Below are 19,954 nucleotides of genomic sequence, written 5' to 3'. Positions count from 1 at the left end.
TACAACCGAGAACCCGCACCTGGCAAGCGGTCACCCTTATTTTAGGACTCGCACCCAGTAAACGCCGTGCTCATCGCGCTTCGCACCGTGAATATCCGTCTCGAAACCCGGATAGTGACGCCCCACCGAACAGAGCATCAGCAGAAAATCGAGCACTGCCCGGCTCTCCTCGGTGATCATTTCCCCCGGCATCAGCAGCGGTACACCCGGTGGGTAAGGCAGAATCATATTGGCCGACACGCGCCCGACCAGATTTTCCAGCTCAACGGTTTCTACCTCACTTTTTACCTGCCGCTGCCAGGCCTTGTGAGGCGTCAGCTTCATGTCAGGCAGGACGTCAAACGCCTGAAGCATGAGGCGCGGCAGATCGTGCTGGCGGATCAATCTGTGGATCCCCTGGGCCAGATCCTGAATGCGCATATTGCGGTAGAAGTCAGGATCTTCCGCGTAGAGATCCGGCAGCATGTTCTTCACCCGCAGGTTGAGATCGTAGGCACGCTTAAACTCCATCAGCCCGCGCAGCAGACCCATTGCCCGGGTTTTATCGATCCCGATACTGAACAGGAACAACAAATTATAGGGGCCGGTCTTCTCCACTACCACGCCGCGCTCATCAAGGAACTTCGCCACCAGCGCGGCGGGAATACCTTCATCACCCATTACACCCTGCTCGTCCATGCCTGGCGTCAGGATCGTCACCTTAACCGGATCGAGGAACATGTGGTCCGCATCGGCATCGCGGAAGCCGTGCCAGCTCTCCCCAGGCGCAACGGGCCAGCACTCGGCCTCGTCGATCTCTTCCGGCTGCCAGATATCAAAGAACCAGCCGTCTGCCTCATCTTTCAGCCGCTGGACCTCTTTACGGAAATGCAGCGCCCGCTCCACCGAGCGGTTTATCAGGCGTTTACCCGGGTTGCCGCGCAGCATCGCCGCCGCGGTTTCGATAGATGCCACCAGCGGATAGCTCGGTGAGGTGGTGGTATGCATCATAAAGGCTTCGTTGAAGGTATCCTCGTCGTACTCGCCTTTGATGTGAATAAGAGACGCCTGGGAAAAGGCGGCCAGCATTTTGTGGGTCGATTGCGTTTCGAAGAACACTTTGCCCGGCACGCGCTCGCCGCTCATCCCGCTCTTACCCGAATAAATCGGGTGAAAATTGGTATAAGGCACCCACGCAGAATCGAAGTGGATCGACGGCACGTCCAGCGTCTGCTTGATCCAGTTGGTGTTGTATAACAGGCCGTCATAGGTGGAATTGGTGATCACCGCATGAACAGGCCAGCTTGCGCCAGGGATCGCCGCAACTTTCTTTTCAATGGTTTGATGCGTGAACTCCCGGCGTGGAATGCCGCCGAGAATCCCCAGCGCGTTACGCGTAGGGGATAACCAGAGCGGCACCACGTCGCTCATCATCAGCAGGTGCGCCAGCGATTTATGGCAGTTGCGGTCAATCAGCAGCGTGCTGCCCGCAGGCGCAGCGTACATCCCGACGATTTTGTTCGAGGTCGAGGTGCCGTTGGTCACCATATAGCTCTGCTCAGCGCCAAAGGTGCGGGCAATATACTCCTCGGCCTCCAGATGCGGGCCGGTATGATCCAGCAGAGAGCCCAGTTCCGTGACCGAAATTGACACGTCCGCTTTCAGCGTGTTGCCCCCGAAAAAATCATAGAACAGACAGCCTACCGGGCTTTTTTGATAGGCTGTTCCGGCCATATGCCCTGGCGTGCAGAAGGTGTATTTCCCCTCTTTCACATAGGTAAAAAGCGCGCGGGTAAAGGGCGGCGTAATGTTATCGAGGTATTCACCCGTGTACTGCTGAATGCGGGTCGCGATATCTTCCGCCACGCCGAGAGAATATTCAAAGAACCACAGCGCCATCCGCATATCATGCGCGCTGACGTCCATGGTCGAGTGGGTATTGATAAACGCATACAGCGGGAGATATTCGTTCAGCTTGTTGATCTCGCTGCACAGCTCCAGATCGTATTCGTCCCAGTCGAAGATCACGCCACAGATTCGCGGGTTATGCTCAATAAACTTCAGCAGGTCGGCGCTGTTGTGCGGCCAGATGAGCTGATACCCGCGCGACTGAAGGGCTTGCTCCAGCTCCTTGATGGGCTCGTCTTTATAAAAGACGCCGTGCGGCCCCATAATGGCAATGATGTTCACGGTCTACCTCCTTGAAAAACATTAGCTAAGCATAGTTAAGGTAAACGGCGGGTATAAAAAAAGCCGCAACATTGTGCGGCTTTTCAGATAATTGTGAAGCTTACGCGTAGCCGTAAGTCATCAGACGCTGATAACGACGGTTGAGCAGGTCTTCTTTGCTCAGGACGTCCAGATCGGCCAGGTCAGCCAGCAGCTGGGCTTTCAGGGAAGCAGCCATCACTTCCGGCTTACGATGCGCGCCACCCAGCGGTTCCGGGATCACGGTATCGATCAGCTTCAGCTCTTTCAGACGTGGGGCAATGATGCCCATCGCTTCTGCGGCCAGCGGCGCTTTATCAGCGCTTTTCCACAGAATGGACGCACAGCCTTCCGGAGAGATAACGGAATAGGTGCTGTACTGCAGCATATTCACTTTATCGCCCACGCCAATGGCCAGCGCACCACCTGAACCACCTTCACCGATGACGGTACAGATGACCGGCACCTTCAGGCGGGACATCTCGCGCAGGTTACGGGCGATGGCTTCAGACTGACCGCGCTCTTCCGCGCCCACGCCAGGGTATGCACCCGGGGTGTCGATGAAGGTGATGATTGGCATGTTGAAACGCTCAGCCATCTCCATCAGACGCAGGGCCTTGCGGTAGCCTTCAGGTGCAGGCATACCGAAGTTACGACGGATTTTCTCTTTGGTTTCACGCCCTTTCTGATGACCAATGATCATCACCGGGCGTCCGTCCAGACGCGCGATACCGCCGACGATAGCTTTGTCGTCAGCGTATGCGCGATCGCCTGCCAGTTCGTCAAATTCGTCAAACGCCAGGCGGACATAATCCAGGGTGTACGGACGCTGTGGATGACGCGCCAGCTGGGCGATCTGCCATGCGCCGAGATCGGCAAAGATTTTGCGCGTCAGCTCTACGCTTTTTTCACGCAGACGATGCACTTCTTCGTCGATGTTAATATCCAGTTTTTCATCCTGACGGCTTACCGCTGTCAGAGAATCGATTTTCGCTTCCAGCTCAGCAATCGGCTGTTCGAAATCAAGGAAATTCAGACTCATAGTATTCCTGTATTAGTCAAACTCCAGTTCCACCTGCTCCGAACCAATGAGGCCACGGAGATCGTTCAGTAAACGATCGCTCGGAGAGACACGCCACGTTGCACCAAAGCGCAACCGCGCACGTGCATCCGCCCTCTGATAGTAGAGATGTACTGGAATTGTCCCCGAGCGGTGGGGTTCCAGAGACTGACGGAGTCGGTTTAAAAGCTGGTCATCAATTTGCCTGTCCGTCAGCGAGATAGCAAGCCCGCGAGCATATTTTTCCCGGGCTTCGTCAATGTCCATCACTTCGCGGGCGGTCATTTTAAGCCCCCCGCTGAAGTCATCAAAGCTGACCTGTCCGCTGACGATAAGTATGCGGTCTTTTTCCAGCAATTGCTGGTATTTATCCAGCGCGTCGGTGAACAACATCACCTCCAGACGCCCGGAACGGTCATCCAACGTACAGATGCCGATACGATTGCCGCGCTTGGTGACCATAACCCTTGCAGCAATCACGAGCCCCGCAGCCGTGGTAATTTTACCACGTTCTGTCGGATGCATGTCTTTTAGCCTGTGGCCGCCGACATAGCGCTCAATTTCTTTGATGTACTGGTTGATCGGGTGACCCGTCAGGTACAAGCCTAACGTTTCACGCTCGCCATCCAGCACGACCTGTTCTGGCCATGGCTGGCAGTTAGAATACGACTGCTCAATCTGCTCCGGCTCCTCCGCCAGCACACCGAACATATCTGCCTGCCCAATGGCTTCCGCTTTCGCGTGCTGGTCCGCCGCTTTCAGGGCATCGCCGAGGGAGTTCATCAACGCAGCGCGGTGCGGCCCCAGCCTGTCGAACGCGCCGGACATGATCAGCTTTTCCAGTACGCGGCGGTTCAGTTTTTTGGTATCGGTACGGGCGCACAGATCGAACAGCTCGCGGAAATAGCCGCCGTTGTTACGCGCTTCGATGATCGCCTCGATCGGCCCTTCACCCACGCCCTTGATCGCACCGATCCCGTAAACGATCTCCCCGTCGTCGTTGACATGGAAATGGTAAAGCCCCGAGTTAATATCCGGCGGCAGGATCTTGAGCCCCATGCGCCAGCACTCATCCACCAGGCCAACGACCTTCTCGGTGTTATCCATATCGGCAGTCATTACCGCCGCCATAAATTCAGCAGGATAGTGCGCTTTCAGCCACAGCGTCTGGTATGAGACTAGCGCATAGGCGGCAGAGTGGGATTTGTTAAATCCGTACCCGGCGAATTTCTCCACCAGGTCGAAGATTTTCATCGCCAGCTCGCCGTCAACGCCGTTTTTCTTCGCGCCGTCTTCAAAGATGGAGCGCTGCTTGGCCATCTCTTCCGGTTTTTTCTTCCCCATAGCACGACGCAGCATGTCCGCGCCGCCGAGGGTATAACCAGAAAGCACCTGAGCAATCTGCATGACCTGTTCCTGGTACAGGATGATGCCGTAGGTCGGCTCCAGTACCGGTTTCAGGCTTTCATGCTGCCACTGCACGTCCGGGTAGGAAATCTCTTCGCGACCGTGCTTACGGTCGATAAAGTTATCTACCATCCCCGACTGCAGCGGCCCCGGGCGGAACAGCGCCACCAGTGCGATCATATCTTCGAAGCAGTCAGGCTGCAGGCGCTTGATCAGGTCTTTCATGCCGCGGGATTCAAGCTGGAAGACCGCGGTGGTCTCCGAGCGCTGCAGCATGTCGAAACTTTTCTTGTCATCCAGCGGGATGGCAGCAATGTCTATCGGTTCAAGGCCCTGCTTTTCCCGGCGCGGGTTGATCATCTTCAGTGCCCAGTCGATGATCGTCAGCGTACGCAGGCCGAGGAAGTCAAACTTCACCAGCCCGGCGTATTCCACGTCGTTCTTATCAAACTGAGTGACTGGATGCTCACCCGCTTCATCGCAGTAGAGCGGCGCGAAGTCGGTAATTTTGGTCGGAGCAATAACCACGCCACCTGCATGCTTACCGGCGTTACGCGTGACGCCTTCCAGCTTGCGCGCCATGTCGATCAGGGCTTTGACTTCTTCGTCAGCTTCGTAGATTTCCGGCAGCTGAGGTTCGGCTTCAAACGCTTTTGCCAGCGTCATGCCCGGATCGGGCGGCACCAGCTTAGAAATACGATCGACGAAACCGTACGGGTGGCCGAGTACACGCCCCACGTCGCGGATAACCGCTTTCGCCGCCATGGTACCGAAGGTAATGATCTGCGATACCGCATCACGGCCATACATGTCCGCTACGTGCTCGATCACCTGATCGCGTTTCTCCATGCAGAAGTCGACGTCGAAGTCGGGCATGGAAACACGTTCCGGGTTGAGGAAACGTTCGAACAGCAGGTCGAATTCCAGCGGATCGAGGTCGGTAATTTTTAATGCATACGCCACCAGCGAGCCCGCACCGGAGCCACGGCCCGGACCTACCGGCACCCCGTTATCCTTCGACCACTGAATGAACTCCATAACGATCAGGAAGTAGCCGGGGAAGCCCATCTGGTTGATAACCTGAAGCTCTATATCCAGACGCTCGTCATACTCCGGACGACGTTTTTTACGTTCTTCTTCATCCGGGAAGAGGAATTCGAGACGCTCTTCCAGACCCTCCTTCGATTTCATGACCAGGAAATCTTCCGTCGTCATGTCACCCGTCGGGAATTGCGGCAGGAAGTATTCGCCGAGGCGCACGGTGACGTTACAGCGCTTGGCAATCTCTACGCTGTTTTCCAGCGCTTCAGGGATATCGGAAAAGAGCTCGCACATCTCCTCTTCGCTGCGCATATACTGCTGCGATGAGTAATTACGCGGGCGCTTTGGATCGTCAAGGGTGAAGCCATCATGGATCGCCACACGAATTTCGTGGGCGTCAAAATCGCCGGATTCCAGGAAACGCACATCATTCGTCGCCACCACGGGCAAACCGCGCTCTTCAGCCAGCGCAACAGCGGCGTGCAGATAGCTCTCTTCGTCCTGGCGGCCGGTGCGGATCAATTCCAGATAGTAACGATCCGGGAAATATTCTTCATAAAACGAGACGCACTGATCCACCAGCGCGCTGTTGCCACGCAGCAGGCATTTGCCGACGTCGCCCATGCGGCCACCGGAGATCAGCAGCAGCCCTTCGTTCAGTTCTGCCAGCCAGTCCCGGTCGATCCACGGGCCCAGCGCGCCATAGCCGCGCTGATAGGCTTTCGAAATAAGCAGAGTGAGGTTCTGGTAGCCCGTGTTGTTCATAGCCAGCACGGAAATTTGCGTCAGTTCATCGCCGATGAGATCGCTCTGCACATGAAAATCCGCACCGACTACAGGCTTCATCCCCGCGCCATGTGCCGTTCCGTAGAACTTCACCAGGCCACACAGGTTGGTAAAATCGGTGATCGCCAGCGCAGGCATGCCAAGCGCGGCCGCCTTTTTTACCAGCGGCCCGGTCTTCGCCAGCCCATCGATCATGGAGTAGTCGCTATGCACCCGCAGGTGTACGAAACGTGGTTCAGCCATCTTCAGATTCCGCGTTACTTAATTGCTTGCGTATTGATTCAGGACACCCGTCCCAGCGCGCGTTTCACCGGGCCAAAGCTGCGCCGGTGATGTTCAGTTGCGCCATGTTCAGCCAGCTTTTCCAGATGGAAAGCCGTAGGATACCCCTTGTGCTGGGCGAAGCCATACTGAGGGTAAGTGAGGTCCAGCGCGGCCATTTCAGCGTCGCGTGTCACCTTGGCAATAATAGATGCTGCGCTGATCTCGGCGACACGGCTATCGCCTTTGACGACCGCCATCGAAGGCATCGGCAGTGCCGGACAGCGGTTGCCGTCAATCAGGACATATTCCGGAGCAATTTTCAGGCCCGCTACCGCGCGCTGCATGGCCAGCATTGTAGCATGCAAAATATTCAACTCGTCGATTTCATGCGGCTCAGCGCGCCCCAGGCTCCAGGCCAGAGCCTTCTCCTGAATCTCACTGAACAGGGCCAGTCGACGTTTTTCGGATAATTTTTTTGAGTCGTTTAGCCCGACGATCGGGCGGGCGGGATCGAGGATCACCGCGGCGGTCACAACAGCCCCCACTAACGGGCCACGACCGACTTCGTCCACCCCTGCCACAAGATGCGTGTGAGGGTATACAAATTCCATCATTTCGCTAACTCCAGCACTGCATCGGCCGCTTGCTCATCTGCATTGCAGCGGATCAGTTGATGCAGTTCACGGAAGGTATCATGCATCTGGTGGCTGGTCTTGCCGTTGGCGAGCAGCGGCAACAGGGCCTCCGCCAGCGCCTGAGGCTGGCACTCATCCTGTAAGAGCTCTTTTACCAGCTCGCGCCCGGCAAGCAGGTTTGGCAGGGAGACATAATCCGTTTTCACCAGACGTTTTGCCAGCCAGAAGGTAAACGGCTTCATACGATAACCGACCACCATCGGGCATTTCGCCAGCATACATTCCAGCGCAGCCGTGCCAGAGGCCAGCAGTGCGGCATCGCTCGCAAACATCGCTTCCCGACCTTTCCCGTCCAGCAGGCGGACGTGAAGATCCGGGGCGACTTCCGCTTTAATGCGTTCGAACTGCTCGCGGCGTTTGGCATTCACCAGCGGCACGACCACTTCAAGATCGGGATACGTCTTGCGAAGAATCTGCGCGGTTTTCAGGAAATCAGCGCTCAGCATCTCCACTTCTGCGCCACGGCTTCCTGGCAGCAATGCCAGACAGTGCACATCATGAGGGATACCGAGCACGTCGCGCGCCGCGTTTTTATCCGGATCCAGCGGCATCGCATCCGCCATGGTATGACCGATAAAACGGCACGGAACATTAAATTTGTCGTAAAACGCTTTTTCGAAAGGCAGAAAAGCCAGCACCAGGTTGGTGGACCGTCCAATTTTGAAAACGCGTTTCTGTCGCCACGCCCAAACGGACGGACTGACGTAATGAATGGTTTTGATGCCCTGCTTTTTCAGATTACCTTCGAGGGTAATGTTGAAGTCGGGTGCATCGATACCGACAAACACATCGGGTTTGAGCTCGGTAAAGCGGCGGGTAAGATCGGCACGAATATGCAGCAAGCGTCGCAAACGCCCCAGCACCTCAACAATGCCCATCACGGCCAGCTCTTCCATTTCATACCAGGCTTCACAGCCTTCGGCCTGCATCAGCGGGCCAGCCACGCCAACAAAGCGGGCGTTAGGTACGCGAGCTTTGAGCGCGCGGATGAGACCGGCACCAAGAATATCGCCGGAGGTTTCTCCGGCGACCAGGGCTATCGTAAGCGGACGACTGTCGACCATTAACGAATCAGACCCCTTGTTGAACGGTCAAAGAACTCCATGAACGCGTTCACTTCCGGGAACTTATCCGCCAGTTCGGCAATGTCCGGCTTCGCCTCTTCCAGCGTTTTACCGCTACGGTACAGCAGTTTGTACGCGTTACGGATGGCAGTAATCGCTTCGCGACTAAAACCACGACGCTTGAGGCCTTCGATGTTCACGCCAAACGGCGTGGCATGGTTGCCCTGCGCAATCACATACGGTGGGACGTCCTGCGCCACACCGGAGCAGCCACCGACCATCACGTGTGCACCAATGATGCAGAACTGATGGACTGCGGTCATGCCGCCAATAATTGCGAAGTCATCAACAGATACGTGTCCTGCCAGCGTTGCGTTGTTGGCAAGAATACAGCGATCGCCCACGGTACAGTCATGCGCAATATGCGCATTCACCATAAACAGGTTATCGCTACCCACCTTCGTCAACCCACCACCCTGTACTGTTCCACGATGAATGGTGACGCTTTCGCGAATACGGTTACGATCGCCAATTTCCAGACGGGTCGACTCACCAGCATATTTCAGATCCTGGTTAACTTCGCCGATGGAAGCGAACTGATAGATCTCGTTATTGCTGCCAATGGTCGTATGACCATTCACGACAACGTGAGATTTCAGTACTGTACCCTCACCAATTTCGACATTGGGTCCAACAATACAGAACGGGCCAATGTGAACGTTGGCACCAATGATGGCGCCGGTTTCCACAATAGCAGTAGGATGAATAAAGGCGGATTTATCAATCACGTATCAGGACTCCCGGCTACGAGCACACATCATCGTCGCTTCGCAAACAACTTTGCCGTCAACCAGCGCTACGCCTTTGAAGCGAGTCAGGCCACGACGCGTTTTTTCAAAAGTGACTTCCATGATCATCTGATCACCAGGCACGACAGGACGCTTAAAGCGCGCTTCATCAATACCTGCGAAGTAATAGAGTTCACCTGGCTCCAGTTTACCGACGCTTTTAAACGCCAGAATACCGGTAGCCTGAGCCATCGCTTCCAGAATCAACACACCCGGGAAGATAGGCTTACCCGGGAAGTGTCCCTGGAAGAACGGTTCGTTCACGGAAACATTTTTCACTGCGCGCAGAAAACGACCTTCTTCAAAATCCAGCACACGGTCTACCAGCAAAAACGGGTAGCGGTGCGGCAGAAGTTCTAAAATCTCTTCAATATGCAGAGTATGAGTGTCAGTAGTCAAAATACTCTTCCTGTCAAAATGTACTGATAACAATAATAACACGGCCTGCCGGTTTATTAGAAAGCCGACAGGCCGGGAAAGATAGCGTTAAACGGGTGACGTTTAGTCTTGTTGATCGATCTTACGCTCAAGAGACTTGAGTCGCTTGCTCATATCATCAATGTTCATCACCAGTGCTGCTGTTTTACGCCATACCTTGTTGGGTTGCAGCGGAATGCCCGAGGAATAGACGCCAGGTTCAGTGATCGGACGCATTACCATGCCCATGCCTGTCACCGTCACCTTGTCGCATATTTCCATGTGGCCATTAATCACGCTCGCACCGCCAATCATGCAATAACGACCAATTTTCAGGCTGCCCGCCATGATGACGCCCCCCGCAACTGCGGTATTGTCGCCAATCACAACGTTATGCGCAATCTGGCACTGGTTATCGATGATAACACCATTGCCAATGACCGTGTCGTCGAGTGCACCACGGTCGATCGTGGTACAGGCCCCAATCTCCACGCGATCGCCAATAATAACGCGACCAAGCTGCGGGATCTTAACCCAGTTACCGCGATCGTTCGCGTAACCAAAGCCATCAGAACCAATCACGGTGCTGGACTGGACGAGGCAATTTTCGCCGATTTCAACTTCATGATAAACGGACACATTGGCCCATAAACGGGTTCCTGCGCCGATTTTCGTATTTTTCCCAACGAAGCACCCCGGGCCAATCACGACGTTATCACCCAGCACAACGCCAGACTCGATAACCGCATTCGCACCAACGGCAACATTGTTACCAAGCTTAGCCGTCGGATCGATTGCTGCACTGGCAGCAATGTTCTGAGCCGGCTGCGGCGTGGTATCAAGAATTTGAGCCATGCGTGCATACGTCAGGTAGGGATTTTTCACTACCAGTGCACTTCCAGTGGCAAAGGGAAGATCGTCCTGCGTCAGAACAACAGCTGACGCCTGGCATTGAGCCAGTTGTTCACGGTACTTAGGGCTTACCATGAAGGTAATCGTGCCAGCTTTAGCAGATTGCATGGACGCAACAGCGGTGATGACGATATCGCCATCACCGTGTAATTCTGCATCCAACTGCTGAGCTAAATCAGCCAGTCGAATTGAAGGCATTACTTATTTAACCTGTTTCAGAACATCAGCGGTGATGTCTTTAACATCGCTGCTGTTGAAAGCAACGGCATTCGCATCAACAACCAGATCGATGCTCTGATCGGCAGCCACTGCTTTAACAGCAGTCTGAATGCGAGTGACCAGCTTGCCACGCTCTTCGTTAGAACGACGCTGACGATCCTGCTCGAAAGCCTGCGCTTTCTGAGAGAAGGTCTGGCGCTGAGCCATAACGTCTTTTTCCAGTTTGCTGCGATCGCTTGCTTTCATGGTAGAACCATCACGCTGCAGACGCTGCATTTTGGACTGAAGATCGCCTTCCATACGCTGCAGTTCGCTCGCACGGCCTTTGAATTCGTTTTCCAGTGTTGCAGAAACACCCGTTTTCTGTGCAACCTGCTGGAACAAATTACCCATGTTGACGATTGCGATTTTGTCTGCTGCCTGAGCAGAAGTTGCCATCGCTAAACCGAGACCTGCAGCTAATAACCACTTTTTCACAATTAACTCCTTACCATCCCATTGGCACCAGAAGGTACCGTTCTTTGCGTGGCAAGGCGACCGTTTTACCGATCGCCGGTTGTCAGCGCTACACTGCCAACGCATTCCTTTGCAGCGGATTATTACCAGGTTTTACCAATGTTAAACTGGAATTGCTCCGCTTTGTCTCCATCGTATTTCTTAAACGGCTGGGCGTAAGAGAAGACCAACGGTCCCAGCGGTGACATCCATTGTAATGCGATACCAGCAGACATGCGAATATTGCTCGGATCGCTGTAGTCCGGAACGCCAGCATCACGCATCTGTGCAGTATTCTGCCAGTTGGTGTCCCACACCGTACCGGCATCCCAGAAGAAGGACGTACGGACGGAGTTCGCGTATTTATCACTGATAAACGGCGTTGGTGTGATGAACTCGAGGCTCGCCACGGCCATGGCGTTACCGCCCACTGCATCATCAGAGCTACACACTTCGGAAGATGAAGATTTATAGCAGTTATCTTTATCGTTACCGCCGTAGTAAACCGCTTTCGGACCAATGTTGTTGGACTGGAAGCCACGCACGGTGCTGGAACCACCCGCGTAGAAGTTCTCGTAGAACGGCAACTCTTTACTGCCGATACCATCACCATAGCCCCAACGGGTACGACCCAGAACGACCCACTTGTGGTCATCATCAATTGGGAAGTAGGACGCGGTATCCAGGGTTACCTTGTAGAACTCATTGTCAGAGCCCGGAACGGTCACTTTACCGTTCAGGTTGACGCGAGAACCTTCCGTTGGGAAGTAACCACGGTCGAGGCGGTTATAGGTCCAGCCGTAGTTGAAGGTGAAGTCATCCGCAGCAAAACCATTGTTATCGCCGGTTTTACTCGCAGACTGGCCAATAGAGTCCAGATAACGCCACATCGCCACCTGAGGTTGCATGTTGGACAGGTCGTTATGCACGTAACCTAAGCCCGCACGCAGGGTGTTATATTCGTTAACCGGGAAGCCGAGCGTTCCGTCTACACCATAGCTCTTGTTGGTATAGGAGGAGAGATCCGCGTCGTCTGCTTTAAAGTCGTTATAGAAGATACGACCGCCCAGGCTTACACCGTCAACGGTGAAGTATGGGTTGGTAACAGAGAACTCAGAGTAGGTCTGGTAGTCGTTTTTGGTGCCGTTAATACCGACAGAGTAACCTGTACCCAGCCAGTTATCCTGCTGGACGCCAACCTGGAAGCTCACGCCACTTTCAGTACCGTAGCCCACACCGAAGTTGAAGCTACCGGTGTTACGCTCTTTCACCTTATACACGACATCAACCTGATCCGGGCTGCCGGGTATACGCTGCGTTTCCGTGTCCACGGTTTCGAAATAGCCCAGACGGTTCAGACGCTCTTTACCCTGGTCAACGAGGTCGCTACCCAACCATGCCCCTTCCATCTGACGCATTTCGCGACGCAGAACGGAGTCTTTGGAGGTATCGTTACCGACGAAGCGGATCTTACGTACGTAGAAACGGTTACCCGCATCAACGTTAACATGCAGCTTAACGGTTTTATCCGCGTCGTTGATTTCCGGCTGTGTTTGTACACGCGGGTAAGCATAACCATAGCGGCCGAGCAGCTTCTTAATGCCGTCTTCCATTTTGGTGACTTTAGAACCGCTGTACAGATCGCCCGGCTGAATTTTAGTCAGCGCTTCAATTTCAGCTGAATGCCCGGCCAGGTTACCACTGACTTCAACACCGGAAAGCTTGTACTGATCGCCTTCAGTGATGTTAATCGTGATGTAGATACCTTTCTTGTCCGGCGTCAGACTGACCTGAGTCGAGTCGATGTTGAAACGGGCGTAACCGCGATCCAGATAGTAGCTGCGCAGGGTTTCGAGATCCCCCGCCAGTTTCTGTTTCTGGTATTTACGATCGCCAACCACGTTCCACCACGGCACTTCATCGCGCAGCTGGAAAGTGGAGATCAGTTCGTCGGTGCTAAACGCGTGGTTACCCACGATGTTGATCTGCTGGATCTTCGCGGAAACACCTTCCTGGAAGACCAGCTTCAGGTCAACACGGTTACGTGGGAGCGGCGTAACCACCGCTTTCACGCTGGCACTGTATTTACCGACGCTGTAGTAGAAGTCTTCCAGACCTTTTTCAATGTCTGAAAGGGTTGTGCGGTCCAGAGATTCCCCCACACGAACACCGGATGCTTCAAGGTTTTGCTTGAGCATGTCATCTTTCACCGACTTGTTACCGGAGAAAGTGATACTGGCGATCGTTGGACGTTCTTTTACCTGTACCAGCAGCGTATCACCATCGCGCAGGACGCGGACATCCTCGAAGTTGCCGGTGGCAAACAGAGCACGGATGGTGTTACTGATATCTTCATCATTAACCGTATCGCCGGGGCGCACAGGCATACTGAGGAGGGCCGCACCAACGGCGACACGCTGAAGGCCTTCGAAATGAATGTCTTTCACTACGAACCCGTCAGCACCGTATACGGTGGCGCTGCTAAACAGCAGCGACGCTATGAGCAACTTTTTCATCGCCATCGTTATTATGCGTTCTTCCTAACTAACTCTCTTACAACCGAGAGAAATCATTGAAAAGTGCAAGCCCCATTAACAGCACCAGCAAAATCGAGCCGATGCGGTAACTAAAGTCTTGAACTCGCTCGGATACCGGTCCGCCTTTTAGCTTTTCAATCGCTAAAAACAGCAGATGACCCCCGTCTAACACGGGAAGCGGGAACAGGTTGATTATCCCAAGGTTCACGCTAATGAGCGCGAGGAACATGAGATAGTAAATCACCCCGAATTCCGCTGACATCCCAGCCCCCTGAGCAATCGAGATTGGCCCACTGAGGTTGTTCAGTTTCACATCACCGGTTATCAATTTCCCCAACATGTTGACCGTCAGCTTCATCAGTTGCCATGTTTTATCCGTGGCTTCAAGGATGGCGCTGAACGGCCCATACTGGCGTATTGTCTTGTACTCATCTGGCAGCGGGATCACTTTTGGCACAACGCCTGCGAACCCTTCTGCCTTTTTGCCGACCGACTTCGTATCCGGGATCAGCGTCAGCGAAAGCGGACTGCCTTGCCTTTCAACTTCCAGCGCGAGGGACGTCCCCGGATTATCGCGCACCAGAGTAACAAAGGTCATCCACTCTGTTAATGGTTGACCATCGACTTTAACGATCCTGTCGCCCGCTTGCAAACCCGCTTTGCTCGCCGCCGAATTTGGCTGGACTTCAGCTAATACCGGCTCAATCTGCGCACCGCGGGGACGAATACCCAGCGCTGCGACGGGATCTTCTTTATCGGGCTCGAAACGCCAGTGGCGTAAATCCAGTACTTTGTCCTGACGCGCGTCTGACCCAAACGGCGATACGCTGAGGGTTGTCTGCGCATCGCCAATTTTGGCTACCAGTTGCAGTCGCACGGCATCCCAATCAGGGGTTTCGATGCCATCAATCGCTTTAAGTTCCATCCCGGACGTAATTTGCGCATTCGCCGCGATAGAGTTGGGCGCAATTTCCCCCACCACCGGACGCACGCCAGGGACGCCGATAATAAACACCAGCCAGTAAGCGAAAATTGCAAAGATGAAGTTGGCTACCGGTCCGGCAGCGATGATGGCAGCGCGTTGTCCAACGGTTTTGTTGTTAAACGCACTGTGTCGCAGCTCGGGTGCGACAGGCTCGACGCGTTCGTCGAGCATTTTGACGTAGCCGCCAAGCGGGATAAGTGCAATGACAAATTCCGTGCCGTGACGGTCGGTGCGCGTCCAGAGTGATTTGCCAAAACCAATGGAGAATCGCTCTACCCGCACACCACAACGGCGAGCAACCCAGAAATGGCCAAATTCATGCACGGTAATCAGCACACCCAGTGCAACAATGAACGCCGCCAGATTCCAGAGAATGCTCAGCATAAAACCTTCCGTTAAATCGTCCCGAATACCAGTAAAAGCAGGCAAGCAAACACTGGAACAGCCGCTGTCAGGCTGTCAATGCGATCCAGTATACCGCCATGCCCTGGAATCAGATGTCCGCTGTCCTTAATCCCTGCTTCACGCTTAAACATACTTTCGGTTAAATCACCGAGCACTGAGGCAAGCGCTGCAAAAATAGAGCATACCAGCAGTATTGACGGAGCCACTGCCAGATCCGCCCAGACGCCATAGCCCCAGGAGATAACTGCAGCCGTAAACAAGCCGCCGATGAATCCTTGCCAGGTTTTCCCTGGAGACACCTTCGGCGCCAGTTTATGTTTGCCGAACAGTTTACCAAACATATAGGCCCCGGAGTCAGCCCCCCAGACGAGAATCATCACATAAAGCAGCCAGATCGCACCGCTATAGTGGTTTTCGTCATAGTGCCAGGCGCGTAGCGCGACCATCCCCCAGAAAAAAGGCACAATGGTGAGCAGACCAAAAATGAGTCGCAACACTTTTGAATTACGCCATAACGCCGCAGAGCCTGGATAAAAAAGAACTAACAGCAATGCCGCCACCCACCAGGCCAGCGATATCCACAAGGAACCGGCAACCAGCGGCTGATGAATATCGTGGTGATATTCAGGCAACGTAAACAGCATTATGGCCAGAATAAAGCCACAGAGTACCGCAAGCCATACTCGCTGATTGCGCGAGGTAAAGCCGCTAAACTGTCCCCATTCCCACGCCGCGAGCATGCAGACCACCAGCGTGACAATAGCGAATCCCACCGGGGGCAGTAAAAACAGCGCCGCAATAACAATGGGTATTAATACAAAAGCGGAAATCAGGCGATACTTCAGCAAAAGCTACCCCCATCAGGCGTTGTCGCCACCTGGCTCGGTGCCGCCGAAACGACGCTCTCGATTGGCAAAGGCATGCAGCGCACCTTCAAAGTCTTGTTCATCAAAATCGGGCCAAAGAACATCTGTAAAGTAAAGTTCGGCATAGGCAATTTGCCATATCAAAAAGTTACTTATGCGATGTTCCCCCCTGTCCTAATTACCAAATCCACAGGTGCCAGCTCATTCATGCAGATTTGCTTGCTCAGCGCCTCTTCATCAATCTGGTCGGGTCTCAACAGCCCTTCCTGAACCTGTTCGGCCAGATGCCGAACGCCCTGGATAATATCCCAGCGTCCGCCGTAATTCGCCGCGATATTGAGCGTCAGACCGGTATTATTTTCAGTCAGCGCTTCTGCTTTACGAATCCGTTCCTGCAAACGTGAGTTAAAACGACTGGTATCGCCAATGATACGCAGGCGGACGTTGTGGCGGTGCAGGCTTTTTACTTCGCTGTCGAGCGCCCACACAAACAGTTCCATCAACGCAGTCACTTCCTGCGGCGGTCGATTCCAGTTTTCACTGCTAAAAGCATAGAGCGTTAACGCATCAATGCCGTTATTCGCGGCAAAAGAAACGGCGCGGCGAACGGATTTCGCCCCTGCTTTATGCCCAAAGGCTCGTATCTTCCCTTGTCTTTTCGCCCAGCGGCCATTGCCATCCATAATGATTGCTACATGACGGCAGCCATGAGCTGGCAAGTTTTCGCTTATTGGTTGATTCGCAGACAACATAACGCGTTTTTTGTCCCTGAAAAGGATTTAACGGTACTCAGGAATACTTAAGCCTGTACATAAAAAAGCCGTGTCAAACCACGGCTTACCTGACCACATAAAGTCAAATTCCTGCGATCAGGTGGCGCAGACTATATCACTGAAGCCCAAAGCTAACAAATAGCACGACGACTAGTGCTTGCTTTATCACCAGCTTGCGAGGCGGCTCACCTGTTTACGCGCAATATCACGTGCAGCAGCATCGACCGCCAGTACCTCTTCCACACTTTGAGGCTCACGCAAATCCATTATTTCCAGTACCGATAAATTCAACGTTGCGATATCGGTAAAGCGGATTTGCTGATGCAGAAATGCGTCAACGGTAATTTCGTTGGCTGCATTCAGTGCCGTCGTCGCCGCCTGTCCCTGGTCGAAGGCGTTCATCGCAAGCTTCAGACAAGGATAGCGATCGTAATCGGGTTCACTGAACGTCAGGGAACTTAGCTTACAAAAATCAAGCGGCTTCACGCCCGATTTCACCCGGTTTGGCCACGCCATTGTATGGGCGATGGGCGTACGCATATCCGGCTCGCCCAGCTGTGCCAGCACGCTGCCATCCTGATAGCGAACCATCGAGTGAATGACCGATTGCGGGTGAATCAGAACTTCCATCTGTTTCGCTGACGCATTAAACAGCCAGCGAGCTTCAATGTATTCCAGACCTTTATTCATCATGGTGGCGGAGTCAACGGAGATTTTACGTCCCATTGACCAGTTCGGATGACGACACGCCTGATCCGGCGTCATTGCGCTCAGTTCAGACAGTGGCGTTTCACGGAACGGGCCACCAGACCCGGTAAGCAGAATCGACACGACGCCATTCTGCTCCAGGTCAGCGTACCCCAGGTTCTGTTGAAAAGGTTGCGGTAAACTCTGAAAAATGGCGTTGTGCTCGCTGTCGACCGGCAAAAGACGCGCCCCGCGCTGCTTCACCGCGTCCATAAACAGGCGTCCGCAGGTCACCAGCGACTCTTTGTTGGCCAGCAGAACATCTTTACCCGCATCTATTGCCGCAAGCGTCGGCAGCAACCCGGCCGCACCGACAATGGCCGCCATGACCTGGTCAACCTCATCCAGCGCCGCCATGTCGCAGGCCGCCTGCGACCCACTCAGCACCTCGGTTCGACTGCCCTTCTCAAGCAGCAGAGTTTTCAGCTGACGCGCGCTCTCATCGTCATCCATAACCGCATAACGTGGCATAAACTCCAGGCACTGCTCGACCATGCGCTGCACGTTCTTACCGGCGACCAGCGCGGTCACGGTATAATGTTCAGGATTGTGGCGGACGACGTCGAGAGTACTGCAACCGATAGAGCCGGTTGAGCCAAGGAGAGTTAAATGCTTCATGGGATGCCCGAAAAAAGTTAGACCAGATAAAAGCAAAACGCCGCCAGCAAGACCCGAAGTCCCTCTGAACGGCGTTTATCAGTGTACGACAGAAATCAGAACTGCATCAGTTCCGCTTCTTTATCTGCCAGCGCCGCATCAATTTTCTTGATCGCTGCGTCGGTCATTTTCTGAATGTCGTCCTGAGAACGACGATCGTCATCTTCACTGATCTCTTTTTCTTTCAGCAGTGCTTTCACTTTATCGTTCGCATCGCGGCGAACGTTACGCACGGATACGCGACCCTGCTCAGCTTCGCCACGCACCACTTTGATCAGATCTTTACGACGCTCTTCCGTCAGTGGAGGCAGTGGAACGCGGATATCAGAACCGGCAGAGCTTGGGTTCAGACCGAGGTCAGAGGCCATGATCGCTTTCTCAACCGCCGGGCTCATAGAGCGATCGAACACGTTGATTTTCAGCGTACGGGTATCTTCTACCGTCACGCTCGCCAGCTGACGCAGAGGGGTTGGCGTACCGTAGTATTCCACGATGATGCCATCCAGCAGGCTTGGGGAAGCACGGCCAGTACGGATTTTGCTGATTTGGGTTTTGAACGCTTCTACGCATTTTTCCATGCGTACTTCAGCATCTTTTCTGATGTCGTTAATCACGTTACGAATCCTTGAAAACTTGTCTCAGGCAGACTATCCGCCAGCACAGCGCTACAGGTGTGCTAAGTATAGTCGCGTTTAATTCATGACAACGCCAAAGGCGCGCCCGGGTAAGATACCACTACAAAATAAAGCGGAATCTTACCTGTATTTATCGCCGACGGAAATTATTCCGCGATCAAAGTGCCTTCTTTTTCGCCCATGACCACGCGACGCAGTGCGCCAGGCTTATTCATGTTGAAGACACGGATCGGCAGTTTGTGGTCGCGAGCCAGCGTGAAGGCGGCAAGATCCATCACTTTCAGCTCTTTTTCCAGCACTTCGCCGTAGCTCAGCTGATCGTACATGGTGGCGGAAGGATCTTTTGCCGGGTCGGCAGTAAACACGCCGTCTACTTTGGTCGCTTTCAGTACCACATCGGCTTCGATCTCAATACCGCGCAGGCAGGCAGCGGAATCGGTCGTAAAGAACGGGTTACCCGTACCGGCGGAGAGGATCACCACGCGGTTGTTGCGCAGCAGGCTGATCGCCTCTGCCCAGCTGTAATTATCGCATACGCCATTCAGTGGAATCGCGGACATCAGGCGGGCATTCACATAGGCGCGGTGGAGCGCATCACGCATCGCCAGGCCATTCATGACGGTTGCCAGCATACCCATGTGGTCGCCCACAACGCGGTTCATCCCCGCTTTCGCCAGACCAGCACCACGGAAAAGGTTGCCACCGCCAATGACCACGCCAACCTGGATACCCAGTTCGACCAGTTCTTTGATTTCCTGTGCCATGCGATCAAGGATGCTTGCGTCAATACCGAAGCCTTCCGATCCCTGCAGCGCTTCGCCACTCAGCTTAAGCAGAATGCGTTTGTACACGGGTTTTGCATTGGTAGCCATGTTTCTTTCCTGAGACTGTCAACGATTAAGATGGGAGTTAATTCTGGCGACATGATATGCCGCAAATCAGCACAGCGATACT

At 54.0% G+C, this 19,954-nt stretch carries 15 protein-coding genes and 1 pseudogene; all 16 read right to left on the bottom strand.

Going from position 1 to position 19,954, the window contains the following annotated elements; all coding sequences use genetic code 11:
* Nucleotides 1-36: 36 nt before the first annotated feature.
* Complete coding sequence (locus tag ACMGGM_RS17470; RefSeq protein ID WP_045134607.1) at nt 37-2,169, bottom strand: lysine decarboxylase LdcC; 2,133 nt, start codon at nt 2,167-2,169, stop codon at nt 37-39.
* 100 nt (nt 2,170-2,269) lie between these two features.
* Nucleotides 2,270-3,229, bottom strand: a complete 960-nt coding sequence (gene accA, locus ACMGGM_RS17465) for an acetyl-CoA carboxylase carboxyl transferase subunit alpha (RefSeq protein WP_013095666.1) — start codon at nt 3,227-3,229, stop codon at nt 2,270-2,272.
* A 12-nt stretch (nt 3,230-3,241) separates the two neighbouring features.
* Nucleotides 3,242-6,724, bottom strand: coding sequence for a DNA polymerase III subunit alpha (dnaE, locus tag ACMGGM_RS17460; RefSeq protein WP_023336775.1), 3,483 nt, complete (start codon nt 6,722-6,724; stop codon nt 3,242-3,244).
* A 38-nt stretch (nt 6,725-6,762) separates the two neighbouring features.
* Nucleotides 6,763-7,359 carry a ribonuclease HII gene (gene rnhB, locus ACMGGM_RS17455; RefSeq protein WP_014882639.1) on the bottom strand — a complete coding sequence of 199 codons (597 nt, stop codon included), beginning with the start codon at nt 7,357-7,359 and terminating at the stop codon, nt 6,763-6,765.
* On the bottom strand, nt 7,356-8,504 hold the full coding sequence (lpxB, locus tag ACMGGM_RS17450; protein WP_023332133.1) for a lipid-A-disaccharide synthase: 1,149 nt from the start codon (nt 8,502-8,504) through the stop codon (nt 7,356-7,358). The genes rnhB and lpxB overlap by 4 nt, the downstream gene beginning before the upstream one ends.
* Nucleotides 8,504-9,292 (bottom strand): acyl-ACP--UDP-N-acetylglucosamine O-acyltransferase, encoded by a 789-nt coding sequence (gene lpxA / locus ACMGGM_RS17445; protein ID WP_014882637.1) that lies wholly within the window; start codon nt 9,290-9,292, stop codon nt 8,504-8,506. The genes lpxB and lpxA overlap by 1 nt, the downstream gene beginning before the upstream one ends.
* 3 nt (nt 9,293-9,295) lie before the next feature.
* Nucleotides 9,296-9,751 carry a 3-hydroxyacyl-ACP dehydratase FabZ gene (gene fabZ, locus ACMGGM_RS17440; RefSeq protein ID WP_010426706.1) on the bottom strand — a complete coding sequence of 152 codons (456 nt, stop codon included), beginning with the start codon at nt 9,749-9,751 and terminating at the stop codon, nt 9,296-9,298.
* Nucleotides 9,752-9,853: 102 nt separating this feature from the next.
* Nucleotides 9,854-10,879, bottom strand: coding sequence for a UDP-3-O-(3-hydroxymyristoyl)glucosamine N-acyltransferase (gene lpxD, locus ACMGGM_RS17435; protein ID WP_045281026.1), 1,026 nt, complete (start codon nt 10,877-10,879; stop codon nt 9,854-9,856).
* Between the two features lie 3 nt (nt 10,880-10,882).
* On the bottom strand, nt 10,883-11,377 hold the full coding sequence (gene skp / locus ACMGGM_RS17430) for a molecular chaperone Skp (RefSeq protein WP_014882635.1): 495 nt from the start codon (nt 11,375-11,377) through the stop codon (nt 10,883-10,885).
* A gap of 122 nt (nt 11,378-11,499) precedes the next feature.
* Nucleotides 11,500-13,917, bottom strand: coding sequence for an outer membrane protein assembly factor BamA (gene bamA / locus ACMGGM_RS17425; RefSeq protein ID WP_014882634.1), 2,418 nt, complete (start codon nt 13,915-13,917; stop codon nt 11,500-11,502).
* Nucleotides 13,918-13,948: 31 nt separating this feature from the next.
* Complete coding sequence (gene rseP, locus ACMGGM_RS17420; protein WP_014882633.1) at nt 13,949-15,301, bottom strand: sigma E protease regulator RseP; 1,353 nt, start codon at nt 15,299-15,301, stop codon at nt 13,949-13,951.
* 11 nt (nt 15,302-15,312) lie between these two features.
* Entirely contained in the window at nt 15,313-16,170 is an 858-nt protein-coding gene (gene cdsA / locus ACMGGM_RS17415; protein WP_014882632.1) for a phosphatidate cytidylyltransferase, read from the bottom strand.
* 12 nt (nt 16,171-16,182) lie between these two features.
* Nucleotides 16,183-16,940 (bottom strand): annotated as a pseudogene (gene ispU, locus ACMGGM_RS17410) ((2E,6E)-farnesyl-diphosphate-specific ditrans,polycis-undecaprenyl-diphosphate synthase).
* A 186-nt stretch (nt 16,941-17,126) separates the two neighbouring features.
* Nucleotides 17,127-18,326 (bottom strand): 1-deoxy-D-xylulose-5-phosphate reductoisomerase, encoded by a 1,200-nt coding sequence (gene ispC, locus ACMGGM_RS17405; protein WP_023332130.1) that lies wholly within the window; start codon nt 18,324-18,326, stop codon nt 17,127-17,129.
* Nucleotides 18,327-18,421: 95 nt separating this feature from the next.
* Nucleotides 18,422-18,979 carry a ribosome recycling factor gene (gene frr / locus ACMGGM_RS17400; protein WP_014882629.1) on the bottom strand — a complete coding sequence of 186 codons (558 nt, stop codon included), beginning with the start codon at nt 18,977-18,979 and terminating at the stop codon, nt 18,422-18,424.
* Between the two features lie 167 nt (nt 18,980-19,146).
* Nucleotides 19,147-19,872 carry a UMP kinase gene (gene pyrH, locus ACMGGM_RS17395; RefSeq protein WP_045134604.1) on the bottom strand — a complete coding sequence of 242 codons (726 nt, stop codon included), beginning with the start codon at nt 19,870-19,872 and terminating at the stop codon, nt 19,147-19,149.
* Between the last annotated feature and the right edge of the window lie 82 nt (nt 19,873-19,954).

It is taken from the genome of Enterobacter sp. BNK-14, assembly GCF_047456095.1.
In the GTDB taxonomy this organism is placed as follows: Bacteria; Pseudomonadota; Gammaproteobacteria; order Enterobacterales; family Enterobacteriaceae; genus Enterobacter; species Enterobacter kobei.
The sequence above is the reverse complement of the archived record's forward strand: the minus strand, read 5'-3'. Positions and strand labels throughout refer to the sequence as shown.